Origin of the sequence: Rhizobium sp. HT1-10, from assembly GCF_049472505.1 — a bacterium.
In the GTDB taxonomy this organism is placed as follows: Bacteria; Pseudomonadota; Alphaproteobacteria; order Rhizobiales; family Rhizobiaceae; genus Rhizobium.
On sequence record NZ_JBCEBQ010000016.1, the window covers coordinates 16,903 to 35,811 of the forward strand.

The 18,909-nt window shown below is 58.9% G+C and carries 19 protein-coding genes; 9 read left to right on the plus strand and 10 right to left on the minus strand.

The genetic code is table 11. From position 1 onward, the window contains the following. Positions 1-47: 47 nt before the first annotated feature. The 8 genes from VH564_RS24270 to VH564_RS24305 form a co-directional block, all read right to left on the minus strand. Entirely contained in the window at positions 48-650 is a 603-nt protein-coding gene (locus tag VH564_RS24270; RefSeq protein WP_423342419.1) for a 2-hydroxychromene-2-carboxylate isomerase, read from the minus strand. Next, positions 647-1,231 (minus strand): TetR/AcrR family transcriptional regulator, encoded by a 585-nt coding sequence (locus tag VH564_RS24275; protein ID WP_423342420.1) that lies wholly within the window; start codon positions 1,229-1,231, stop codon positions 647-649. Before VH564_RS24275 ends, VH564_RS24270 begins: the two co-directional genes overlap by 4 nt. Positions 1,232-1,549: 318 nt before the next feature. Beyond that, the gene (locus tag VH564_RS24280) at positions 1,550-2,860 is read right to left on the minus strand and encodes an LLM class flavin-dependent oxidoreductase (RefSeq protein ID WP_423342421.1); all 1,311 of its coding nucleotides are present in this window, start codon (positions 2,858-2,860) and stop codon (positions 1,550-1,552) included. A 25-nt stretch (positions 2,861-2,885) separates the two neighbouring features. Beyond that, on the minus strand, positions 2,886-4,232 hold the full coding sequence (locus VH564_RS24285; RefSeq protein ID WP_423342422.1) for an MmgE/PrpD family protein: 1,347 nt from the start codon (positions 4,230-4,232) through the stop codon (positions 2,886-2,888). A gap of 9 nt (positions 4,233-4,241) precedes the next feature. Continuing rightward, positions 4,242-5,030, minus strand: a complete 789-nt coding sequence (locus VH564_RS24290) for an amino acid ABC transporter ATP-binding protein (protein WP_423342423.1) — start codon at positions 5,028-5,030, stop codon at positions 4,242-4,244. Positions 5,031-5,043: 13 nt separating this feature from the next. Further along, on the minus strand, positions 5,044-5,826 hold the full coding sequence (locus tag VH564_RS24295) for an amino acid ABC transporter permease (protein ID WP_423342424.1): 783 nt from the start codon (positions 5,824-5,826) through the stop codon (positions 5,044-5,046). Further along, positions 5,823-6,569, minus strand: coding sequence for an amino acid ABC transporter permease (locus tag VH564_RS24300; RefSeq protein ID WP_423342425.1), 747 nt, complete (start codon positions 6,567-6,569; stop codon positions 5,823-5,825). Before VH564_RS24300 ends, VH564_RS24295 begins: the two co-directional genes overlap by 4 nt. A gap of 26 nt (positions 6,570-6,595) precedes the next feature. Further along, entirely contained in the window at positions 6,596-7,429 is an 834-nt protein-coding gene (locus VH564_RS24305; RefSeq protein ID WP_423342426.1) for a transporter substrate-binding domain-containing protein, read from the minus strand. 440 nt (positions 7,430-7,869) lie between these two features. Between VH564_RS24305 and VH564_RS24310 the strand changes: the two genes are divergently transcribed. After that, positions 7,870-9,246, plus strand: coding sequence for an FAD/NAD(P)-binding protein (locus VH564_RS24310; protein ID WP_423342427.1), 1,377 nt, complete (start codon positions 7,870-7,872; stop codon positions 9,244-9,246). A gap of 257 nt (positions 9,247-9,503) precedes the next feature. Here the strand turns inward: VH564_RS24310 and VH564_RS24315 are convergent, their stop codons facing one another. Next, a complete protein-coding gene (locus VH564_RS24315; RefSeq protein WP_423342428.1) occupies positions 9,504-9,857 on the minus strand; it encodes a hypothetical protein in 354 nt (117 codons plus the stop codon). On the opposite strand from VH564_RS24315, the gene VH564_RS24320 reads away from it, so the two are divergent. The 3 genes from VH564_RS24320 to VH564_RS24330 all read left to right on the plus strand — a co-directional run bounded on the left by VH564_RS24320 (position 9,856) and on the right by VH564_RS24330 (position 11,388). Continuing rightward, positions 9,856-10,029, plus strand: coding sequence for a hypothetical protein (locus tag VH564_RS24320; protein ID WP_423342429.1), 174 nt, complete (start codon positions 9,856-9,858; stop codon positions 10,027-10,029). The two genes, VH564_RS24315 and VH564_RS24320, sit on opposite strands and share 2 nt — an antisense overlap. Positions 10,030-10,254: 225 nt before the next feature. Then, positions 10,255-10,833, plus strand: coding sequence for an RBBP9/YdeN family alpha/beta hydrolase (locus tag VH564_RS24325; protein ID WP_423342430.1), 579 nt, complete (start codon positions 10,255-10,257; stop codon positions 10,831-10,833). A gap of 363 nt (positions 10,834-11,196) precedes the next feature. Then, positions 11,197-11,388 carry a hypothetical protein gene (locus VH564_RS24330; protein ID WP_423342431.1) on the plus strand — a complete coding sequence of 64 codons (192 nt, stop codon included), beginning with the start codon at positions 11,197-11,199 and terminating at the stop codon, positions 11,386-11,388. Positions 11,389-11,569: 181 nt separating this feature from the next. Here the strand turns inward: VH564_RS24330 and VH564_RS24335 are convergent, their stop codons facing one another. Beyond that, on the minus strand, positions 11,570-12,283 hold the full coding sequence (locus VH564_RS24335) for a GntR family transcriptional regulator (protein WP_423342432.1): 714 nt from the start codon (positions 12,281-12,283) through the stop codon (positions 11,570-11,572). A 145-nt stretch (positions 12,284-12,428) separates the two neighbouring features. On the opposite strand from VH564_RS24335, the gene VH564_RS24340 reads away from it, so the two are divergent. From VH564_RS24340 to VH564_RS24360, 5 genes are all read left to right on the plus strand, one after another. Beyond that, on the plus strand, positions 12,429-13,244 hold the full coding sequence (locus VH564_RS24340) for an ABC transporter ATP-binding protein (RefSeq protein ID WP_423342433.1): 816 nt from the start codon (positions 12,429-12,431) through the stop codon (positions 13,242-13,244). A gap of 12 nt (positions 13,245-13,256) precedes the next feature. Continuing rightward, positions 13,257-14,255 carry an ABC transporter substrate-binding protein gene (locus VH564_RS24345; protein WP_423342434.1) on the plus strand — a complete coding sequence of 333 codons (999 nt, stop codon included), beginning with the start codon at positions 13,257-13,259 and terminating at the stop codon, positions 14,253-14,255. 65 nt (positions 14,256-14,320) lie between these two features. After that, positions 14,321-15,034: an ABC transporter permease gene (locus tag VH564_RS24350; RefSeq protein WP_423342435.1), complete on the plus strand. Its 714-nt coding sequence runs from the start codon at positions 14,321-14,323 to the stop codon at positions 15,032-15,034. An 11-nt stretch (positions 15,035-15,045) separates the two neighbouring features. Next, entirely contained in the window at positions 15,046-17,406 is a 2,361-nt protein-coding gene (locus VH564_RS24355; protein ID WP_423342436.1) for a hypothetical protein, read from the plus strand. 582 nt (positions 17,407-17,988) lie between these two features. Beyond that, entirely contained in the window at positions 17,989-18,882 is an 894-nt protein-coding gene (locus VH564_RS24360) for a helix-turn-helix domain-containing protein (RefSeq protein WP_423342437.1), read from the plus strand. The last annotated feature ends 27 nt before the right edge of the window (positions 18,883-18,909 follow it).

Consider the following 18,909-nt stretch of genomic DNA (forward strand, 5'->3'; position numbering starts at 1 on the left):
GGTGAGGGGGTGGCGGCAGCCATGCCGCATCACCCGCTAGCAATGCGTCAGGCGACGATCTTGTCGCCGTTCAGATGCCGATCGAGGAATGGCAGGCTGTCCTGCCCCCAGTAGAGCTCACCATCGTAGCGGAAGGTCGGAAAGCCGAAGACGCCGCCCGCTCTGGCCATCTCGAGGTTCGATTCCCAGGTGGCCTTTACGTCTTCGGCCTGGGCCCGTTGCTCCAATGCAGTGCCATCGAGCCCGGCAGCATCGGCAATGGCAACGCGGACCGCTGGTTGACCGATATCCTCACCGCGTTCCCAGAACGCAGCCTGTAGCGCGGCCGTCAGCTTCAACCAGTCGTCGCTACGCTTGATTGCGGCAATGACCATCAAGCCTGCCGGCGTGGGATCGGACAGGGTGGAGCGGTTGTCGAAATCTAGGGCCTTGCCGCGGACCGCAGCCCAGCGCTTCAGGTCTTTGGTCCAGTAGGCGCGGCGGGCTTCCGGCCGGTTGCGCGAATAGATGGCGCCGTTGTCCTCAACGAGCGGGATCACGAAGGGGCGGATCGAGGCGCCGTGTTTGGCGGCAAGCGCCGTAAAGGCCTCAAGGCCGATGAACGCCCAGGGGGAACCAATGCCGAAAAAATAGTCGATGTTCTTGGTCATGGAATGCTCTTTGCAGCTTTTCTGTTCGAATGAAGGGCCGTGTCGAAGACGGCGATGGCGCAATCGCGCGCGATGAGAACCACACCGGGATTGCGCTCGACGGCGACCGTTGCCAGCGCGCCTTCGTAGAGAAGGGAAAGATGTGCTGCCGCCGGATCGGGGCCCAGATCGGCATTTGCCATGACGGCGCGGAAAATATCCTTCACCGTCTTTTTGTGCGTACGCGCGATCGTCGTAACGCGCGCCGAATCGCCATGTTCGGCAACGGCGAGCGCGAATGCGCAGCCGCGGAATTCCGGACTGTCGGCCTTCTGGTGCAGCTGTTCGAAAATCATTCGGATCTGATCCCGCGGCGTCTCCGCCTCGTCAAGAACCTCTCGAAGCGATCGGACGACGCGGTGATGGCGATCTTCGAGATAGGCGGCGACAAGATGGTCCTTGGAAGGGAAATGCCGATACAGGGTGGCCTTGGCAACCTTGGCCTCCTCGATGATCCGGTCAATGCCAACGGCACGTATGCCCTCGCGATAAAACAGCGCTCCCACCGCGGTGAGAATCTGGTCGGATATTGGCTCTTTCATGAAACGACTTCGGGCTAGAGGAGGGGTTGATAGTGTCCGGCAGACCGGTCGATCCGCCTGCCGTGCCTTTCGATACGAGTCTACCGTGTCCAGCCGCCGGGCAAATCGATTTGCATGGTACGCGTTTCACGAATAACCCCGCCGCCGATCAAACAATGGATCTAAGCGTGAAACGGCCACAGAGAAAGACAGGTTGTTCTTTTTCTTCCTGCCTTAAGGAAATGGTTTTGCTCGGTCGAAGCTGCGGCGTCGGGGCGGTATTGTCGGCGTCAGTCGAAAACGCCTTGGCCACCTGCGGCGCGCTACGTTTCCGGTTTATCACCCTGCAGCAGCGGGGAGTGCGGGCCGATCGAGGCCGAGATGGTCTCGCAGCGTCGAACCGCTGTAGTCCAATCGGAACAGGCCGCGCTCCTGCAGGATGGGCACGACCAACTGGGTGAAATCTTCCAGTCCCTGCGGAAAGAAGGGCGGCATGACATTAAACCCGTCGGCGGCGCCAGCTTCGAACCACTGCTGCATCCGGTCGGCAATCTCGACCGGCGTTCCGACCAGCATGTGATGGCCGCGTCCCGCAGCAACCCGCAGCGCCAACTGACGGATGGTCAGCTTTTCACGTTTCGCCAGTTCGGTCAGCAATTCGGCGCGGCTGCGCAGCTGATCCGAGATTGGCAGATCGGGCAGGGGACCATCGAGATCGTGGCCTGCCAGACTATGGCCGAGCCGTTCCTCGAGAAGAGGCATCGCGCTCTTGATGTCCGTCCAACGATCAAGCTCAGCCAGCTTTTCGGCTGCCTCGGTCGAGGTACGTCCGATCACCGCCAGGAAGCCTGGCATCACCGCCACGTCCTCCGACCGGCGTCCGAACGCAACAACGCGTGTCTTCAGGCTCTTGTAGAAGGCCTGCGCCTCGGCTAGACTCTGCTGCGCAGTGAAGACGACGTCGGCGGTGCGGGCGGCCAGGTCCTGGCCCGGACCCGACGAGCCGGCCTGGATTAGGATCGGGTGACCCTGCGGCGAGCGGGGGATGTTGAGCGGCCCCTTGACCGAATAGTATTTGCCCGCGTGGTCGAGCACGTGAACCTTGGCGGGATCGGCGTAGACGCCGCTTTGCTTGTCCTTCTTAAAAGCATCGTCGTCCCAGCTGTCCCAAAGGCCGCACACGACATCGACAAACTCGCCAGCCACGGCATACCGCTCGTCATGCTCTGGATGGGATTTGGAAAAGTTGTTGGCTGTCCGCGCGTAGGAAGTGGTGACGATGTTCCAGGCGGCACGGCCATGGCTCAGATGGTCGACGGACGCGAAGGCGCGGGCAATGTGGTAGGGTTCGCCGTAGGTCGTCGATGCGGTTGCGGCGAGGCCGATCTGGTCGGTGACCATGGCAAGCGCCGAGAGCAGCGTCAGCGGTTCGAACCGGGCAATCATCGACGGATGTGCATCGACGCCGCTCGTCAGCCCGTCGGCCAGGAACACCATGTCGAACTTCGCCGCCTCGGCCATCTGCGTGACGCGGCGCAGAAGCTCGAAATTCTCGCTGCCGGCCTCGGCATCCGGATGGCGCCAGCCCGAGACGTGATGGCCGGCACCTTGCAGGAATAGGCCGAGGTGGATTTGTCTTTTACGGCTCATGGTCGGTCTCCTTCGAGAGGTATGTTCAGTCAGCGTTCTGGCCGAGCAGCTGGAGCAGCCGCTGCAGGTCCGCGGAGGTTGTCATCGATCGAACAAGAGTGGGGATTTCGGAGAAAGCAGCATTGTCTGCCGTCGCATCGCGGAACTTCGTCGTCGCGTCGGTGACGCCAGGGAGGCCGTCGAAGCGGCGGGACAGCGTGCTGCCATCGCGCAAGGTGACGTCAACGACGACGAAGCGGGTTTTCGGGTCGCTCGACATGCGCGGCGCGCTGTCGTCGTGCCGGCGACGGGCCTTGGCCGAAAGCGCCAGCAGACCCGGCTGCACCGGCCGGTCATCGAAATGGTCGAGGCGCAGGGCGCCATCGGTTAGCGCGGCGGCGAAGACATATTCGGGACTGAAGCGCGCCTCGATGCCGGTGTTCGGATGCGTGACCGCCAACGCGGCGTCGGCGCCCGGCGGGAAGGTGAAGGTTACCTGCTCGACCATGTCAGCCGCTGTGCCTTCGCGGTGCAGGTCGACGCCGATCGCGGCAACGGGATGGCTGGCGGTGCAGCAGGGATAGGCCTTGAGTGTCAGGCCCGGCGAGACGATCTGCCAAGGCGTTCCCCAGTTCTCAACCACCAGCGGCGGCTGGGCTGCGCCGAAGGCAAAGGCCGAGTAGAAGCCGACCGGATTGTCGAGAAAATCGCACGCGCCGCCAAATCCGGCTGCGGCGAGGCGCTTAGCCAGCAGGCCGGCGCGAGCCGCCATGCCGGCATGATAGGGTTTAGCATCATAGCCGAACTGCAGCCGCAGGCCGGTCGACTGCGTTGCCGCCAGCCCCAGCGCCACGGCCGTTTCCTTGACGGAGGCACGCGTCAGGGAGGACAGGGCGGCGGCGGCTCCCATCGTTCCGAGCGTGGCGGTGGCATGGAAGCCGTTCTCGTAATGTTTAACGCCGATCGACAGCCCCAGTCTCGCCATGGCTTCCAGGCCGACGATATAGGCCGACAGGAAAGCATCGGCACGCAGCTCGTGTTCGGCCGCAAAGGCTAGCAGGGCCGGGATGATGACGGCGGTCGGGTGGCCACGCACGCTGGCATGCACGTCGTCATAGTCGAGCACATGACCGGCATAGCCGTTGATGACCGCCGCGGTCAGCGGATCGCTGCCTCCACGCCTGCCGATCAACACCGCCTTGCCGGATGTGCTGCCGCCGAGCGCGGTGCGCAAAATTTCGGTGGTGCGGTCGCCGGCGCCGGCAATGGCGCAGGCAAGATAATCGATGATCGCCGTGCGCGCGGCAGTGACGGCAGCGCTGTCCGCCAACGGATCGGCTGACAGGATCGCCTCGGCGAAGCGGGTCGTCAGGGTGTGCGAGGACGCTGTCATGATGATCTCCTAGATTCCTTCGCCGTCGCGCACCGCGTCGCGCGCGCCGCCGAGCCCGCTGACGAACTGGCGGATGCGCGGATTGTCGGGCTGGTGAAAAATCTGCTCCGGCGTTCCCTGGTCGACGATGAGACCGTTTTCGGTGAAGACGACGGTATCGCTGATCTCTTCGGCAAAGCGCATCTCGTGGGTGACGAGGATGCTGGTCATGCCCTCCCGCACCAGGTCGCGAATGACGCTGAGCACCTCACCGACGGTCTCAGGGTCCAGCGCCGAGGTGACTTCGTCGAATAGAACGAGGTCGGGTTTCATCGCCAGTGCCCGGGCTATGGCGACGCGCTGCTGCTGTCCGCCGGACAGTTGTCCCGGATAGGACTGCGCCTTGTCGGACAGGCGTACGCGCTCAAGCAGTTCACGCCCCAATTTTGCTGCCGATTGCCGGTCTACACCGAGGATCCGGATGGGCGCGAGCGCGATGTTGTCGAGCACCGTCAGGTGCGGAAACAGATTGTATTGCTGAAAGACGATTCCGACCCGCTTACGCAGGGCGATCCTTTCCTTTTCCGTGGTTAACTGATCGACGCGGGTATCGCCGACGGTGATGCGGCCGCTCTGCGGTTTCACCAGGGCGTTGATGCAGCGCAGAATAGTCGATTTGCCGGAGCCCGACGGGCCGATGATTGAAACGGCGTCGCCCCGGTTGATCGACAGATCGATACCCTTGAGCACCTCGGTCGAGCCGAAGGAGAGATGCACATCCTCCAGGCTGACGATAACATTGCTGGCGGTTTTGTTCATGGCGCAAATGTCCTCAGGCTGCCTTCAGGCGCCGTTCCAGGCGTCGCGTCAGGCGTGATATCGGGTAGCAAAGCACGAAGAACGCGGCCATAACGACGATATAGGCGATAATCGTGAAATCCAGGCGCCTGACGGAGGTGCTCGCGTCCGTCGCCGCATGCAGAAGTTCGTGGACGCCGACCAGCGACGCCAGGGCCGTCGCCATGGTGATCGAGGAGAACAGGTTCATCCACGGCGGCAGCGAGCGGCGCACGCATTGCGGTAGGATGATCCAACGCAGTGCCTGGGCACGCGAAAATCCAAGCCCCTGGGCCGCTTCCCACTGGGTATTGGGAATGGAAGCGATCGCGCCGCGGGTGATTTCGGCCACATAGGCGCTGGCCGGTATGGCGAGGCCGATGACGGCCTTGAGCCAGTCGGGGAAAGGCAGATAATGGCCGAAGGCGACGATCTCGAAGGGAAAGATGTAGGTCGTGGCGAAGATCAGCACGAGATGCGGCGCATTGCGGAAAATCTGCACATAAGTCACGACGGGGTAGCGAACCAGCCGGAACGGCGTCAGTTGCAGAACGCCGAGGAGGACGCCGAACGCCGTGCCGATCGTCATGGCTAATAGGCTGATAACGATGTTCATCAGAAAGCCGCTGGCCAGATACGGGATCCACTCGACCGTGGTTCGCCCAAGGCTGAGGTCCAGCGACACCCATAGTAGCAGGGCGATGATGAGCGCGCCGACGACGACGATGCGGGATCGGAGTCGATTTTGGGTCCGCGAAGCAACTGTGGAAACGTTCATAGGCCATACCCCGGAACGGCCAGCCGGCGCTCGATCCAGCGGCCGAGGCGGGCAACGAGCAAGTTGATGGCGCTGAAGAACAGCAGGATGACGATCATCAGTGCSACGACATKGTCGCGTTGGGTCCAGACCATGATCGAAGCGTAGGTGATTTCGCTAMCGGCGATCGCATTGCCGACCGTCGTCAGTTTCACCAGGTTGATGAGGTTGTTGACGATGGCCGGCAGCGATGCGCGAAGGGCAAGCGGCATCTCGACGAAGCGCAGGATCTCAAACTGGGTGAAACCAATGCCGCGCGCTGCCTCCACTGTGGACGCCGGAACGGCCTCGATGCCGGCGCGGATGGCTTCGGCATGCAGGGCCGCGACGTGCAGTCCGACCACGGCCACCACCCAGAAGAAAGGCGACAGCGGATTGTTCTGCTGACCGCCCACCAGGTTGGAGATGAACGTGTTCAGAACCAGAAAGCTGAACATCAGCTGGACCAGCGTCGGTGTATTGCGCGTCACTTCGATGAAGGCACGGATCGGCGTAGAGAGCCAAGGGCGTCCGGACTTGAGGCCTGCGGCAAAGAGCAAGCCGACCACGAGGCTGACCGGCATCAGGATGGCGATCAGATACAGCGTGGTGACGAAGCCATCACGCCAGATCTGCGCCTCATAGCCTGTCGCAAGAAACTCGTAGTTCAGGCCGATCTTGTCCATCAATGCGATGAATACGTCGAGCCAACCGCTATGCTGCATATCGATATTTTCTGGGCATCAAGCCGTTATTTCGCGGAAAGTGTCTTGTGCTGCTCTTCGAGATAGGTGGTGTTAAGTAGCCTGTTGGCTTTGGCGAATTCCAGGAGCTTGCCAGACGCATGCAGGTCCTTGACCGCCTTATCTAGGGCCTGCTGGGTATCCTTGTCGCCCTTGCGCAGCCAGATCACCGAGTCCGACGGAACGAGCTCGGTCGGAAACAGGATGGTGTAGTCCTTCCACTCGTCGGGGCGGTCCTGAAGCAGCAGTCCGAGTGTTGCGCTGACGTGAACGGCTGCAACGCAATTGCCACCTTGCAGGGCAAGAACTGATTCAGGCTGGCTTGGCAAAGCCTTGACCTGGGCGCCGTACTGCTCGATCAGAGGCTGGGTAAAATTCGAACCCTGCGAGACGCAAACCGGCTTCCCCTTGAGGTCGGCCCAGTCCTTCAAACCACTGTCCTTGCGGCCGATGGCTGCGCCGCCACTGCGGTCATAAGGCGTAGGAACCCAATCGAGGATTTTTGCCCGTTCTTCGGTATATTGCATGTTGGCAATCAGGATGTCGACCTTGCCCTGCTGCAGGAACTGCACGCGGTTCGGCGGGGTAACGGTTACCGTCTCCAGCTTGACCCCGAGTTTGTCGGCGAGCGCCTGGGCGATATCGAGATTGTAGCCCTTCTGGCTTTGAGTCTTCGGATCGATGTAACCGAACGGCGCTCCCGACAAGATGACGCCTACGGTCAAAGCACCGCGTCCCTTTACGCGATCAAGCGTGGCGTCAGCAAAAGCCTGCGTTGAAATCAGTAGCAATAGGGCGAAGCCGAGCCCTAAGGCAAGCCTGGTAGGTTGTGCGAACTGCATGATAACGGCTCCTTTTCGGGGGCAAAGCTAGTTGAGTGCTGCTGGCATGACCAGAAACATTGTTCTATCGTAGATCGAATCGATAGACAAAAGTTGGATACAACTGCTTATTTTTGTATTTCTATACTAATGATAGGATGCGTCGCTGTAGGCAACATGGGCCAACGAAGGGCGACAGCACGAGCCATTCGCGTCGTGATTTTGATATCGAGACGGGTAGAGTGTGTAGACCTCGAACCCAGGTGTCGACTGCCCTATTCCCATAGGTGCGGCGGATAGAGGATCTAAAGAAATGGTTAATCCATCCGAGGCGGCAATGGTGAAAGCGAAAATTGTCCTTGCGTCACGCAATCGAATTTCTATGATTTAAGTAGACGATGAGAGCGATACCAGAGAATGCCTGAGTAAAATCGACTGGGTTAACGCAAAGGAGCCAACCCATGACCTTTACCCCAACCATTTCTCCGGAGAACTGGCAGCCAACGGGCCAGAGACATCTTGTGAAGTTGGCTATCGTCGGACGGGGATTTACGGGAATGATGACGGCGATCTCCTTGCTAAAGGAAATCGACCGACCATTCCATTTGGTGATGTTCGATCCTAATCCAAAAATTGATGGCGGCGAGGGGACGAGCCCATCAGCGGCGCATTTGCTCAACAGTAGAGTGAGGGATCTGTCGATCGATCCGAATACCGCCAATGATTTTCAGAAATGGCTCGAAGAAGACGACAGATGGCAAGTGACGCATAGGGCCGGTGACGTCAGTATCGAACACTCCTTTGTGCCAGGCGAGATCTTTAGCGCCTATGTGTATCACCGCTTTTCGGAAGCGTTAAGAGCGCGCACCGATGTGGTGGTTCAGGTCCGGCTTGAAAGTGTCACCGGGATTGACCGGCATCCGGAAAACGGCTTTTCAATCTCGTCCGCCGACCAGCAAACGACACGCTTTGATGCGGTTTTTCTGGCGACCGGTTACGGTCTGCGCTGCGCCGAAAAGGCGTCGCCTACGCCCGAAGGGAGTGGTAGTGTGCTGGTGATCGGCGGGGGCATTCATGCCGTCGACAGGGCTCTCCGGTTGCTGAAGGAAGGTGAAACTTCTCATGTGACGCTAATCTCGGCCTCCGGTTTCCTGCCGCAATCCCACACGCGCGCAGCCGTTGGGCCTGTGACCTCGGGACATCCATTGCCTCATACGCTGCGCGGCGCATTTCGATTTCTCCGAGAGGCGGCGAAGGTAGCGGAGGCCGAGGGTTCAGGATGGCAGGGCATTATGAATGGATTTCGTCAAGGCGCCCGCGATCTCTGGCAGGCTTTGACGCCTGCAGAACGAAGCCGTTTCAAACGCCACGTCAAAGCAATCTATGACAGCCATCGCAACCGTCTGCCGCCCGAGCATTACAGACGCCTATTCGAGGCAATAGCTAGGGGTAGGATCTCCGTCAAGAAAGGCAAGGTCGATCGTATCGCAATCAACGGCGTCCTTCTTTCGACGGCTGCCGGCCTTGAGCTCGTTCCAGCGGATCGAACGATTGACTGTCGTTTTCGGCCGACGGATGTCACCTCACCCTTGTTCCAGTCGCTCTTTACCGCCGGCCTTGTACGGCGTGACGAGGTTGATCTTGGCATTCTCGTTGACCGTTGCGGCAGGGCCGTTGGTTCGACGGGACATTTTTCCGGTCTATTCGCGATGGGGCCGCTGGGTTTGGGAAGCCTTCCAGATATCGACCTAGTACCAGAAATCGTATTGCAGAGCACTGCTGCGGCAGATGCCCTGACAGTTTGGCTTGATGAATTGGCTGAAGCTTCTGCAAGCTGAGTACCATTGCATTCCGAGATTGGAATTATGGTGTCCGTTTAAAGCCTCGGACTTTAGTCCGTGACACTGGAGCAGGGCAGGCATCAGCGACGACACCGCGGATAACCTGAAATGACACCAAGCTTTTTGACGATGTCTCGCCTCCCACCGCGTTGGGCGAGAAAATTCTCGCCCTCATTTGCGTCAAACGTTTGCCTAAAGACCATTTTTCCATCCAAGCGGACAATGTTGGGTAACTGTTCCTTTAGCCGATCAATTTAGACAATATTAGGACGCATAGAGAGGCAGGCAATGGTTGCTTTCCACGTGTCGGGATTGCTGCAAACAGGCGGTCCATGAGAGCCAGGCGACGATAAATGACGGATGCTCCAGTGATTTCCGACAACGGCGTTGCACTGGCTCGACCCGAGCGCCCGCTCGACAATGGCCATCTCTGGAGCTTCCCAGACTTTGCGCGCCGTTATCTGCTTCAAAAGAGGGAGGAGAATCGTCTTCTGACGCTTTTTAGGCCGTTCCCCCCATTCAATGGTCTTCTCAGCACCGCCGAATACCGCCAGCCAGCTTGAGTGCACCCCAAAAGCTGTGAAAAGCCAGATGGAGATCAACATCATGCCAAACATCTTCCGACATTTGCCCTGGCGCCTCAGCCAGTTTTTGTGGGCACAGCAGGCGCAGGATCGACCGGTGGAAAACCGGCTTGTCTTTGAGGGGCACGAGCGGGAACGCTCGCTGAGCGAGTATGAGATGTACTATTGGGGCTTTTCGCCTGCCCCCTGGTACTAAGGATCATCGTCAATGGCATATGTCGATGGATATTCTCGGAGGCTGCAGAGACGATCGTCCGCCGAGTTCAAAATACATCTGGTGCGGGGCGCCGAAGTAGGTGCCACCATCGTCTCCTTCGCATTTCTCTTCGCTTTCGTCATAGGGCTTTTTTGAGCGGCGGCAGAAGGCGACGGTCCAGGCATGACTTGCGATCTGAAGCCGGTCTGCGGGGGAACGAATGACATGACAGCAGTTTTTATCCTGCCAGGATTGTTCGGATCCGGAGAGGGACATTGGCAGCAGCATTGGCTGCACGACCGGCCCGACAGTCGCTGTGTCGTCCAGGACGATTGGGACAATCCGAAACTCGATCATTGGCTTTCAAGATTGGAAGAGGCTCTAGACGAGGCCGGAGAGGCTTATATCGTTGCCCATAGCCTCGGGTGTCTGCTGGCCGCAAAGCTCGCAGGCCGAGATTCGGCGGTTCGTGTCAAAGGCGCTTTGCTCGTTGCTCCCTGTGATCTGCGCGCCACCGACCTTCTTCACCCCGGTCGGATCGACTTCGGCGACATGCCGGTGCAGCGATTGCCTTTCCCCAGCATCGTCGTTGGCAGCCTAAACGACTGCTATATGTCTTTGGATCGGCTCACCGTGCTTGGACGCTGTTGGAACACCGAGGTCAAAAACATCGGCAATGCCGGGCACATCAATGTAGCAAGCGGCTTCGGTCGCTGGAACGGTGGCTATCTCTTGCTACAAGGATTAATGGCGCGGGCGCGATATCGAAAGCCCATGCAGTCGCCGGCAGCCTTGTTTCTATGATCAATCTTGTCGACATCCAATATTTCTCTGATCATCGAATAGGAGCAGGCTCATGGGCCTTACGCGTCGCGAGAGACGAAGTAGATCCGGCGAATTCTTTCTGCGGCCGAGCGCGGTAATCAAGCATATAAGATATTGAAAAACGGAGACGATCATTAGACAGATGCCGCCCGGACACCCGGCTCATTCAGGCTGGTTACAACACTTTAATTATCATGGGCGAGCGGGTGCTGGCACCGGGCAGTCATCTTTTTCAAAAATTGCGACAAGGACAGGGCCGCAATTCTTTAGTCTACTGATCTCATGGCACAGTCTTACAGGACCTTTTCCGCGGAGACATCCACTTCCAACAAGGAGAACACTATGAGCGTCCTGCGCTATTTCGGTCGTCTTCGGTCTCGCCGCGACAGCCCAGAAGACAGATTGCATATGCACGAGGCGCGCCGCTGCTTTGGAAGCGACGACTGCGAAGACGGCACCACCGACGAACTTCTGGTGCAGATTTCCGAACTCGACGGCAGCCTGTCTTCCCTGCGTTATCGGCGTCCCCGCTAAAGCGTGGCCGATGCCTGCGCGATCAATGCAACGTGATCCGTCTCGCCGATTATGTGCGCCGGTAATGCGCAACACTTGGCATGGAGAGTCGTCTTTTGCAGTGGAATGCAATCAAGCCCGAGAGTGCGGTGAACAAGCATCACAAACACTTAAAAGGGTCGTAGCATTGTATAGAAACCGGTCAGTTGTGATTGCTTAGCACGAATTTGTACCGCTCCGGCCTGATAAAGAACTCCGAAGACTCCGCACAGGCCCCATCGGCGAAATAGGAATTTCGTTCCATCACCAGCAGGATGGCACCCGAATTGGCCTGAACGAGTGACCCAATGCGCCTGTCGGTGGCGCGAGCGCCGATTGCAATTTCGGCATTCACGATCGGCCGGCCTGCATAGTCTTCTATCAGGGCATAGGTGGGACGTTTCTCGATATCTTTCTTTGCGATCTCGGAAATGCCGATTGGCAGGAAACTACGACCAACGGCGATCGGATCGTTAGAAACGATATGCAATCGTTCCAACAGCGAGCATCGCTTTCCAAAATGAAGCTGCAGGGCCTCTGGCGTCTCTATAGCGCGCAAATCGATCACCTGCATCTTCGCCTCAAGCCCCTGCATCTTCAAGGTCTCGTGAAAACTTCGCAGCGTGTCGATCCGGTGTCTGACCTGCTTTCCGGCAACGAAAGTGCCCTTGCCTTTGCGCCGTTCGATCAGGCCTTCTCGTTCCAGATCGTCGAAAGCAAGGCGTACGGTGACGCGGCTGACACCGAATTTCGCCCCCATTTCTGCTTCGGACGGCAGTCGGCCTGCGGGGTCGAACTCGCCACGCGCAATGTCTGCGCGTAGTTGATCCGCGATCTGTTGGTAAAGGCTGACGGGGCTGTTGCGAACAAGGGTCATCATGAATCCGGCGAAAAACGACTACAGCAGGCTCCGCGTTTGGAAGCTCATTCCTCCATACGGGAAAAAATGAGACAAACCCAACATTGGTCAACATGTATTATAATGTATTATATTGCCTGTACAGGATCTCAAAGGCTTTGTCATGCCAGTGTCAGTCATCGAACACCCATCCAGGACCCGCGGAGCATCCTTCCAGGTTGGCGATTTGCATTTCGGCTATCCTGGCGGCCAGCCTGTTTTTGATCGATTTTCCTTCGATGTCGCACCGGGAGAATTCGTGGCGGTCCTTGGTCCTTCTGGCTGCGGCAAGTCCACTTTGCTCAACCTTCTTTCGGGCTTTCTTCGACCGGAGGAGGGCCGGATCGCTGTCGACGGAACACCGGTTGCACCTGAACAAGATGTGCTTGGCTATGTTTTCCAGTCGCCCAATCTTTTCCCTTGGCTGAACGTCATTGAGAATGTTCGTTTTGGCTTGCGGATGGCGGGGAAGATCTCCAAGGCAGAGCAATATGCCCGATCGGAACACCTCCTTGACATCGTTGGGCTGGCGGATTTCGCAGGCAAGTCGCCGCATCACCTGTCGGGTGGTCAGCGTCAACGCATTGCATTGGCGCGCGCGCTCGTGCTCGAGCCACGTCTCTTGCTCATGGATGAACCCTTTTCCGCACTCGATGCTATCACGAGGGCCGGCCTCAACGACGAGCTGCTTCGTTTGTGGGCAGCTCTCGGCCAGACCGTCGTCTTCATTACCCACGACATCGACGAGGCCGTGTATCTCGCCGATCGCGTCCTTGTTCTCGGTTATCCACCAACGGGAATCCGAGCCGAATTGATCATCGACCTGCCGCGGCCACGCGACCAGCACCGTTCTCGAAGCGAACCTCGTTTTGAGGAACTGCGCTCCGCGCTCGCGACGCAGATTGCCGCAGTCACAACGTCCAGATCCCGGTCCAATTGAAGAAAGATCCCCATGAAACTTAGTTTCTATGCCCTCATCGCCTCTCTGAGCATGCTCACGGCGCTTCATGCCCAAGAGGCCACGCGGCCGCTCCGCGTCGGCTGGGTGGAGGCTATGGCAAACGCGCCGGCACTGATCGCGAAGGAGAAGGGCTTCTTTGCCGAAGAAGGTTTGCGGGTAGACCTGCGCAGCTTCGGCGATGGACCTGTGATCCAGCAGGCGGTTGCCAGCGGAGAGATCGATGTCGCCTTTATCGGCGCGCCGCCGGTCTACCAATGGGCAGCAAGAGGCCTGAAGGCCAAGATCATAGCAAAGGTAAACTATGGACAGGCGGCTCTTATCGCCAAGGCCGATGGACCGATTTCGACCCTCTCCGATCTCAAGGGAAGGCGGCTTGCCGGGCTTAATCGCGGCAGCGGAATGGATGTGCTCTTGCGCGGCTACGTGCTGAAGGAAGCCGCAGGCTTGAATCCGGATGCCGACGTTCAGCTCTCGCAGATACCTGTCGGCAACATGAACGGCGCGCTCGATACCGGCATTGTCGATGCAGCATTCCTCTGGGAGCCCTTTGTCAGCCAGTCGGTCCTGCGCGGCGCGGGACGCGTTGTCCTTGATGTCAACCAGGCACTGCCGGGCTATCCCTGGTACGTCATCGCCGCTCCAGAAAAGACGATCGAAACACGCCGTGGCGACCTCGAAAAGCTCTTGCGTGCCCATGCGAAAGCGATCGACTTCCTGCAGAAGCAGACGGAAGAAGCCAACCGGATCATTGCACAGCACTTCAATCTCGAAGCGGTAAGCGCAAAGGATGGGACCAAGGTTTCACCCGAAGCGATTGTTGCTGAAGCCCGCAAACGGATTGGCTGGTCCGCGACGATCGGCCAAACTGACCGGGCATTTATCCAGCGGCTGATAGGCTACTCTGTCGATTTGGGCTTCCTCGACCGGACCATCAATGTTGCCGACATTATCGACGACAGCTTCGCATCCGGTGGTTCAAAGCCGCAATGAACGAGAGATCTACCGCAAAGACAGCACGCGTGTGGCGACTGCGACCCTCTTGGCGATGGGCCTCATTGCCGGTTCTCCTTGCTGTATGGGCAATTGCCGCAAGCCGTGTTCCATCCTATGTGCTGCCCGAACCCTGGGCCGTGGCTGCCGAAGCCTGGCGCTGGATCGTCACGGGCCGGCTCTGGCCACAGGTGTGGGCTAGCCTCCTGCGCGAAGCAGGCGGTTTTGGCGCAGCCACTCTCGCCGCACTTGTGATTGGCGTCTCTGCCGGCATCTATCGGCCGTTTCGCGAGTTCGCCCAGCCCTTGCTCGGCTTGTTCATGGCGATCCCGCCAATCGCCTGGGCACCGCTTTCGCTGATTTTCTTCGGCCTCGGCTATCTATCGATTGCAGTGGTGATCTTCATTGCAGCGGCGTTCCCGATGGCGGTGGCGATCCAGGATGGCGTTCTTGCCATTCGTGATGGCGAAGTGAAGGCCGCACGCGTTCTTGGCGCGCGCCGGACGCAGCTCCTTATCCATGTCTATCTCCCGGCCGCCCTGCCATTTCTGACATCCGCGCTCAGAATCGGATTTGCGCAGGCCTGGCGCGCGCTGGTTGCCGCCGAAATGATCGGGGCCTCGCAAGGCATTGGCTGGATGGTTGCCGTAGGCGGCCAGATCGGCAACGCCAATCAGGTCCTCTTGGGGATCGCGGTTATTGGTCTCATCGCCTGGCTCATGGAGAGCCTGGTTTTTCAACGCCTCGAGCGCCGCTACGAAAGCTGGCGTGGACACTGACGGATCGTTCAATGACATATTTCGCTTCCGACCTGACACCAGGCACGTCTCGTTCACCCGAAGGCATTACCGAACGGCTGGACGCGTTGCCGTTTCTTGGCCATTTCTCATGCTCCCTAACCGAGCTGACTGCGGGCGAATGGACCGAGCTCGAACTGGTCTATCACGTTGGCGCCGTAGGGCTTGCCGACGGCGCATGGCTGAAGCTCGCATTCAAATTCTATTCGGATTGGGCGCTGTTCCAGACCAGTGATCCGACGGCGGCAAATTACGTTTCCGCCGAATATCATGCCGGCCCGCTCTTGAGCGGCCAGAGCCCATCGAGCGTGCAGGCACTGAAGGTGCGCTTCGACCAGAAAGGCCATGAAAGACCCTTTCAGAAGGCTGTCATCATCGATGTCGTCGACGGCTATCTCAACCCCGGCGACCGGATCGTCATCCGGCTCGGCGATCGGCGGCAAGGCGGAGCTGGAACCCGCGTCCAGACCTTTGTCGAGAACGCTTTCCGGTTCCGTATGTTCATTGACCCTCTCGGCAGTTCGAAATTCGCCGAGGTTCCGGGCGATTGCACGCTGAACATCACACCTGGCGCACCATCGACGCTGCGTCTGATCGGTCCTCGACTGGCGGGCCCGGGAGAGAAACTCGATTTCATCCTTCGCGTCGACGACAGATGGGGTAATACCTGCCGCGACCTTGACGTGAACGGCACGATAAAGATCGAGGGACCGGGTGGCGAGCGCTCACATGCGGTCTCTTTCGCCACCGAAGGCTGGACGGTTGCCCGTCTCGCCGGCCAATCGTTCGAAAAAGCCGGGGAATGGACGATCGTCGGGCGGGTTGACGGTATGCCCGAACTTGTCGCAACGGGCTATCTCCAGGTGGAGGAAGGGGCAAAACGGCCGCTCTATGCCGATCTGCACGTTCACTCTGATGACACGGTCGGAACCAACGACGCCACCTACAATCTCACATATGGGCGCGACATAGCCGGCCTCGACGTGGTTGGCTATACGGTCAACGACTTCAACATCACGGAAGCAAACTGGAACGCAGCAGTCGATATCATTCACGGCCTGAACGAACCCGGCCGCTATGTGTGTTTCCCAGGCACCGAATGGTGCGGGAATTCGGCTGCCGGCGGCGACCGAAACGTTGTCTTTCTAAGGGACGGCAAACCGCGCTTTCCTTTCGATGATGGCGGACAGTCGCTTCGCTCATTCGAGTGGAACGAGAACACGGCGGGATCGATCAGGCCGAGCCTTTGGCCCGTCAATCGGCTTTTTGCTGCCTATGAGGACGATCCCGAGGGTCATCTTCTGATCCCCCATGTCGGCGGAAGACGCTGCATTCTCGACTGGAGCCATCCGGAACTGGAGAGGCTGATCGAGATCGGGTCGGCTTGGGGGCAGTTTCACTGGCTCTACGCCGAGGCACTCGCGCGCGGTCATCGTGTCGGTGCTTCCGCAGCCAGCGACGAACATCAGGGCCGCTGCGGTGGCGGTGCGCCCGCGACCGGCACATTTGGCTCGCGCGGAGGCCTGACCGGGGTTCTGGCAGCAAGCTTCGACAGGGCCGGCGTCGGGAAGGCTCTGCGAGCAAGACGGACCTTCGCGACAACCGGCGAACGGAATGTTGCGACTCTGTCCCACGGCGATCGGGTCATGGGCGAGGTCATTGCAGCCGACCGTGGTGTCCCAATCGAATACCGTCTTCTCGGGCATGCCGGCTGGGAATGGATTGCCCTCTACGACGGCGATCGCATTTGCTGGGAAAGACATTTGCATTCGGAGGCGGGCCTCAGCGAGCGGAAACTGCGCTTGCGGATCGGCGGCGCGCGCATCAAGGACCGCTACCGTGGAGCTTATTGGACCGGGGAGATCTCTGTGACGGGCGCAGCTCTCCTCGATGTCGAGGGGTTTGGCTTCGACCATCCTGAACAGACGGTTTGGCGGAAAGGTTTGGGCAAGCTCGGTTTTTCGACTGCGACCCATGGTGACGTGGACACGATAGAAATGACAACTTCCGACCTCCGCACAGCTACGATTGCCGTATCTGTGGCAATTCATGGATACACGAAGGTCGGAGATCCCCTGCAGCCGCCGCCACACGTTCATGCGCCGACAGCAAACCTCGTCGCAAATGGCGCAGAGTTGCTGAAACAAGGCGCGATAAAGCTTGACCTTCCGGGTGTGGAGCTGCATCTCGTTTTGGAGTGCGTCACCGATGCAGCACTTTCGCGCGACGTGTCGGGCACGATTGCGCTTGACGAGCTGAACTTAGAATCCGGTCGCGAACATGCGCTCTTCCTGACGGCTCGTGAGCGTGATCAAGCACGCATATGGACGTCACCGCTGTTTTTGACCGCGTAAACACGCGCTTGTGTTGAATGGTGGGAAGACAAGTCCACCTATCCCACCATTAAACACACTTTAGCAAACACCCAGTATGGTAGCGGCTTCCTCGTAAGCTGGTTGGATGGTAGTTGAAAGTTAAAGGGCTGCGGACGACAGTACCGACCTCCGCTTTGGCTTATGCTAGAAGTCGTGGAGTTCCAAAATCGGCCTTGCGCTTCATTTCTTTGATTTCCTTGGAATAAAATTTGATCCGTAATGGGGTCGAAGGTCTAGATCCGTTCAAGGCGTTGGAGCATCATCTGCCGCAACATTAATCTCATCTTTTAAGCTTAGCACCCGGGCATCGTAGAACCTACCATCGGCGGGTTGAGCCGAGCAATGCCCCCCTGACGATGATAGAAAAACGGATATGCGGCGTTGAGAGGCCAGCGTCATCTAGAAAGCAATCGTTCATGAAATGCCAGCCTGTAGTCCTCCAAAAGGTCGCCAGTAGCAGACACTGCCTTCCGGTTTCCGCTCCGTTTGCCGGCATATCGACAGCCAATTGATTTCGACGTAGCAATGACGCTCGATCCAAGTTGGAGATTGCATTGTTCAATGCGCGACAGCGACAAAACACTGGGGCGGCACTTGATTGATGCATTGCGCCCGCTGGCCGAGCGCGACACACGCTTACTGCTCGAAAACGAAGATCCACCGTTCATCTCGGCCTTCGTCGCCCGTCACCGGGAAACCATTTCCGAGCTCAGCATGCCCGCCGCCGGCCTCGTCATCGTCATCGAAGGTCGCAAAGAAGTGCTGTGGGGCGCGAAACGCAATATCTACCAAGCCGGCGACGCCTTCGTACTGCCGGCCGGTTCCGAAATCGATGTTGTCAACGAGCCAGACACCGACACTGGTATCTATCGCGCCCTGTTCGTTCGTTTCTCTCGCGCTCTGGTCATTGAGGCGGCGCGCCTTTGGCCACAACTCACGACGCGAGACGTGCCTCTCGTCTCGTCCATCACGATCAGTCCGACGCTCTGCTCGGCGATCATCCATAGTGGCGAGGCGCTGGCAAGGCCGCTCGAACTCTCCCGGCGAGTCGTGGATCACCGTGTTCTAGAGGTTTTGCTTATCCTGGCCGAACAGGGGGCGCTGCGATTGACGCCAAAATATGTCGACGGCTCAGTAACAGAGGCGGTGCGGCTCTTGATCCGCCACCGGCTTGATCGGGCATGGTCCACCGCTGCAGTCGCCGCGTCTCTGTCGATGTCAGAGGCCACTTTGCGGCGGCGACTTCGGGACGAAAACCACTCGCTCCGCGCGCTGCTGCTCGCCGAAAGAATGCAAGCCGCTTATCTCATCCTCTCGGATCGCGATGCCGATGTCGCCGACGCAGTTGCCGCAACGGGCTACGCTTCGCGTTCACACTTCACGCGGCACTTCCAAGATGCCTTCGGACAAGCTCCATCGAGTGTTCGCAGGGGGCGTAAAAAATCAATGGCCTGACCGCTTCAGGCTCATTCCTGATCAGAT

Coding starts and splice junctions, on each gene's coding strand:
- VH564_RS24270 (WP_423342419.1), bottom strand. CDS start 650: ATGACCAAGAACATCGACTATTTTTTCGGCATTGGTTCCCCCTGGGCG.
- VH564_RS24275 (WP_423342420.1), bottom strand. CDS start 1,231: ATGAAAGAGCCAATATCCGACCAGATTCTCACCGCGGTGGGAGCGCTG.
- VH564_RS24280 (WP_423342421.1), bottom strand. CDS start 2,860: ATGAGCCGTAAAAGACAAATCCACCTCGGCCTATTCCTGCAAGGTGCC.
- VH564_RS24285 (WP_423342422.1), bottom strand. CDS start 4,232: ATGACAGCGTCCTCGCACACCCTGACGACCCGCTTCGCCGAGGCGATC.
- VH564_RS24290 (WP_423342423.1), bottom strand. CDS start 5,030: ATGAACAAAACCGCCAGCAATGTTATCGTCAGCCTGGAGGATGTGCAT.
- VH564_RS24295 (WP_423342424.1), bottom strand. CDS start 5,826: ATGAACGTTTCCACAGTTGCTTCGCGGACCCAAAATCGACTCCGATCC.
- VH564_RS24305 (WP_423342426.1), bottom strand. CDS start 7,429: ATGCAGTTCGCACAACCTACCAGGCTTGCCTTAGGGCTCGGCTTCGCC.
- VH564_RS24310 (WP_423342427.1), top strand. CDS start 7,870: ATGACCTTTACCCCAACCATTTCTCCGGAGAACTGGCAGCCAACGGGC.
- VH564_RS24320 (WP_423342429.1), top strand. CDS start 9,856: ATGCCAAACATCTTCCGACATTTGCCCTGGCGCCTCAGCCAGTTTTTG.
- VH564_RS24315 (WP_423342428.1), bottom strand. CDS start 9,857: ATGATGTTGATCTCCATCTGGCTTTTCACAGCTTTTGGGGTGCACTCA.
- VH564_RS24325 (WP_423342430.1), top strand. CDS start 10,255: ATGACAGCAGTTTTTATCCTGCCAGGATTGTTCGGATCCGGAGAGGGA.
- VH564_RS24330 (WP_423342431.1), top strand. CDS start 11,197: ATGAGCGTCCTGCGCTATTTCGGTCGTCTTCGGTCTCGCCGCGACAGC.
- VH564_RS24335 (WP_423342432.1), bottom strand. CDS start 12,283: ATGACCCTTGTTCGCAACAGCCCCGTCAGCCTTTACCAACAGATCGCG.
- VH564_RS24340 (WP_423342433.1), top strand. CDS start 12,429: ATGCCAGTGTCAGTCATCGAACACCCATCCAGGACCCGCGGAGCATCC.
- VH564_RS24345 (WP_423342434.1), top strand. CDS start 13,257: ATGAAACTTAGTTTCTATGCCCTCATCGCCTCTCTGAGCATGCTCACG.
- VH564_RS24355 (WP_423342436.1), top strand. CDS start 15,046: ATGACATATTTCGCTTCCGACCTGACACCAGGCACGTCTCGTTCACCC.
- VH564_RS24360 (WP_423342437.1), top strand. CDS start 17,989: ATGCGCGACAGCGACAAAACACTGGGGCGGCACTTGATTGATGCATTG.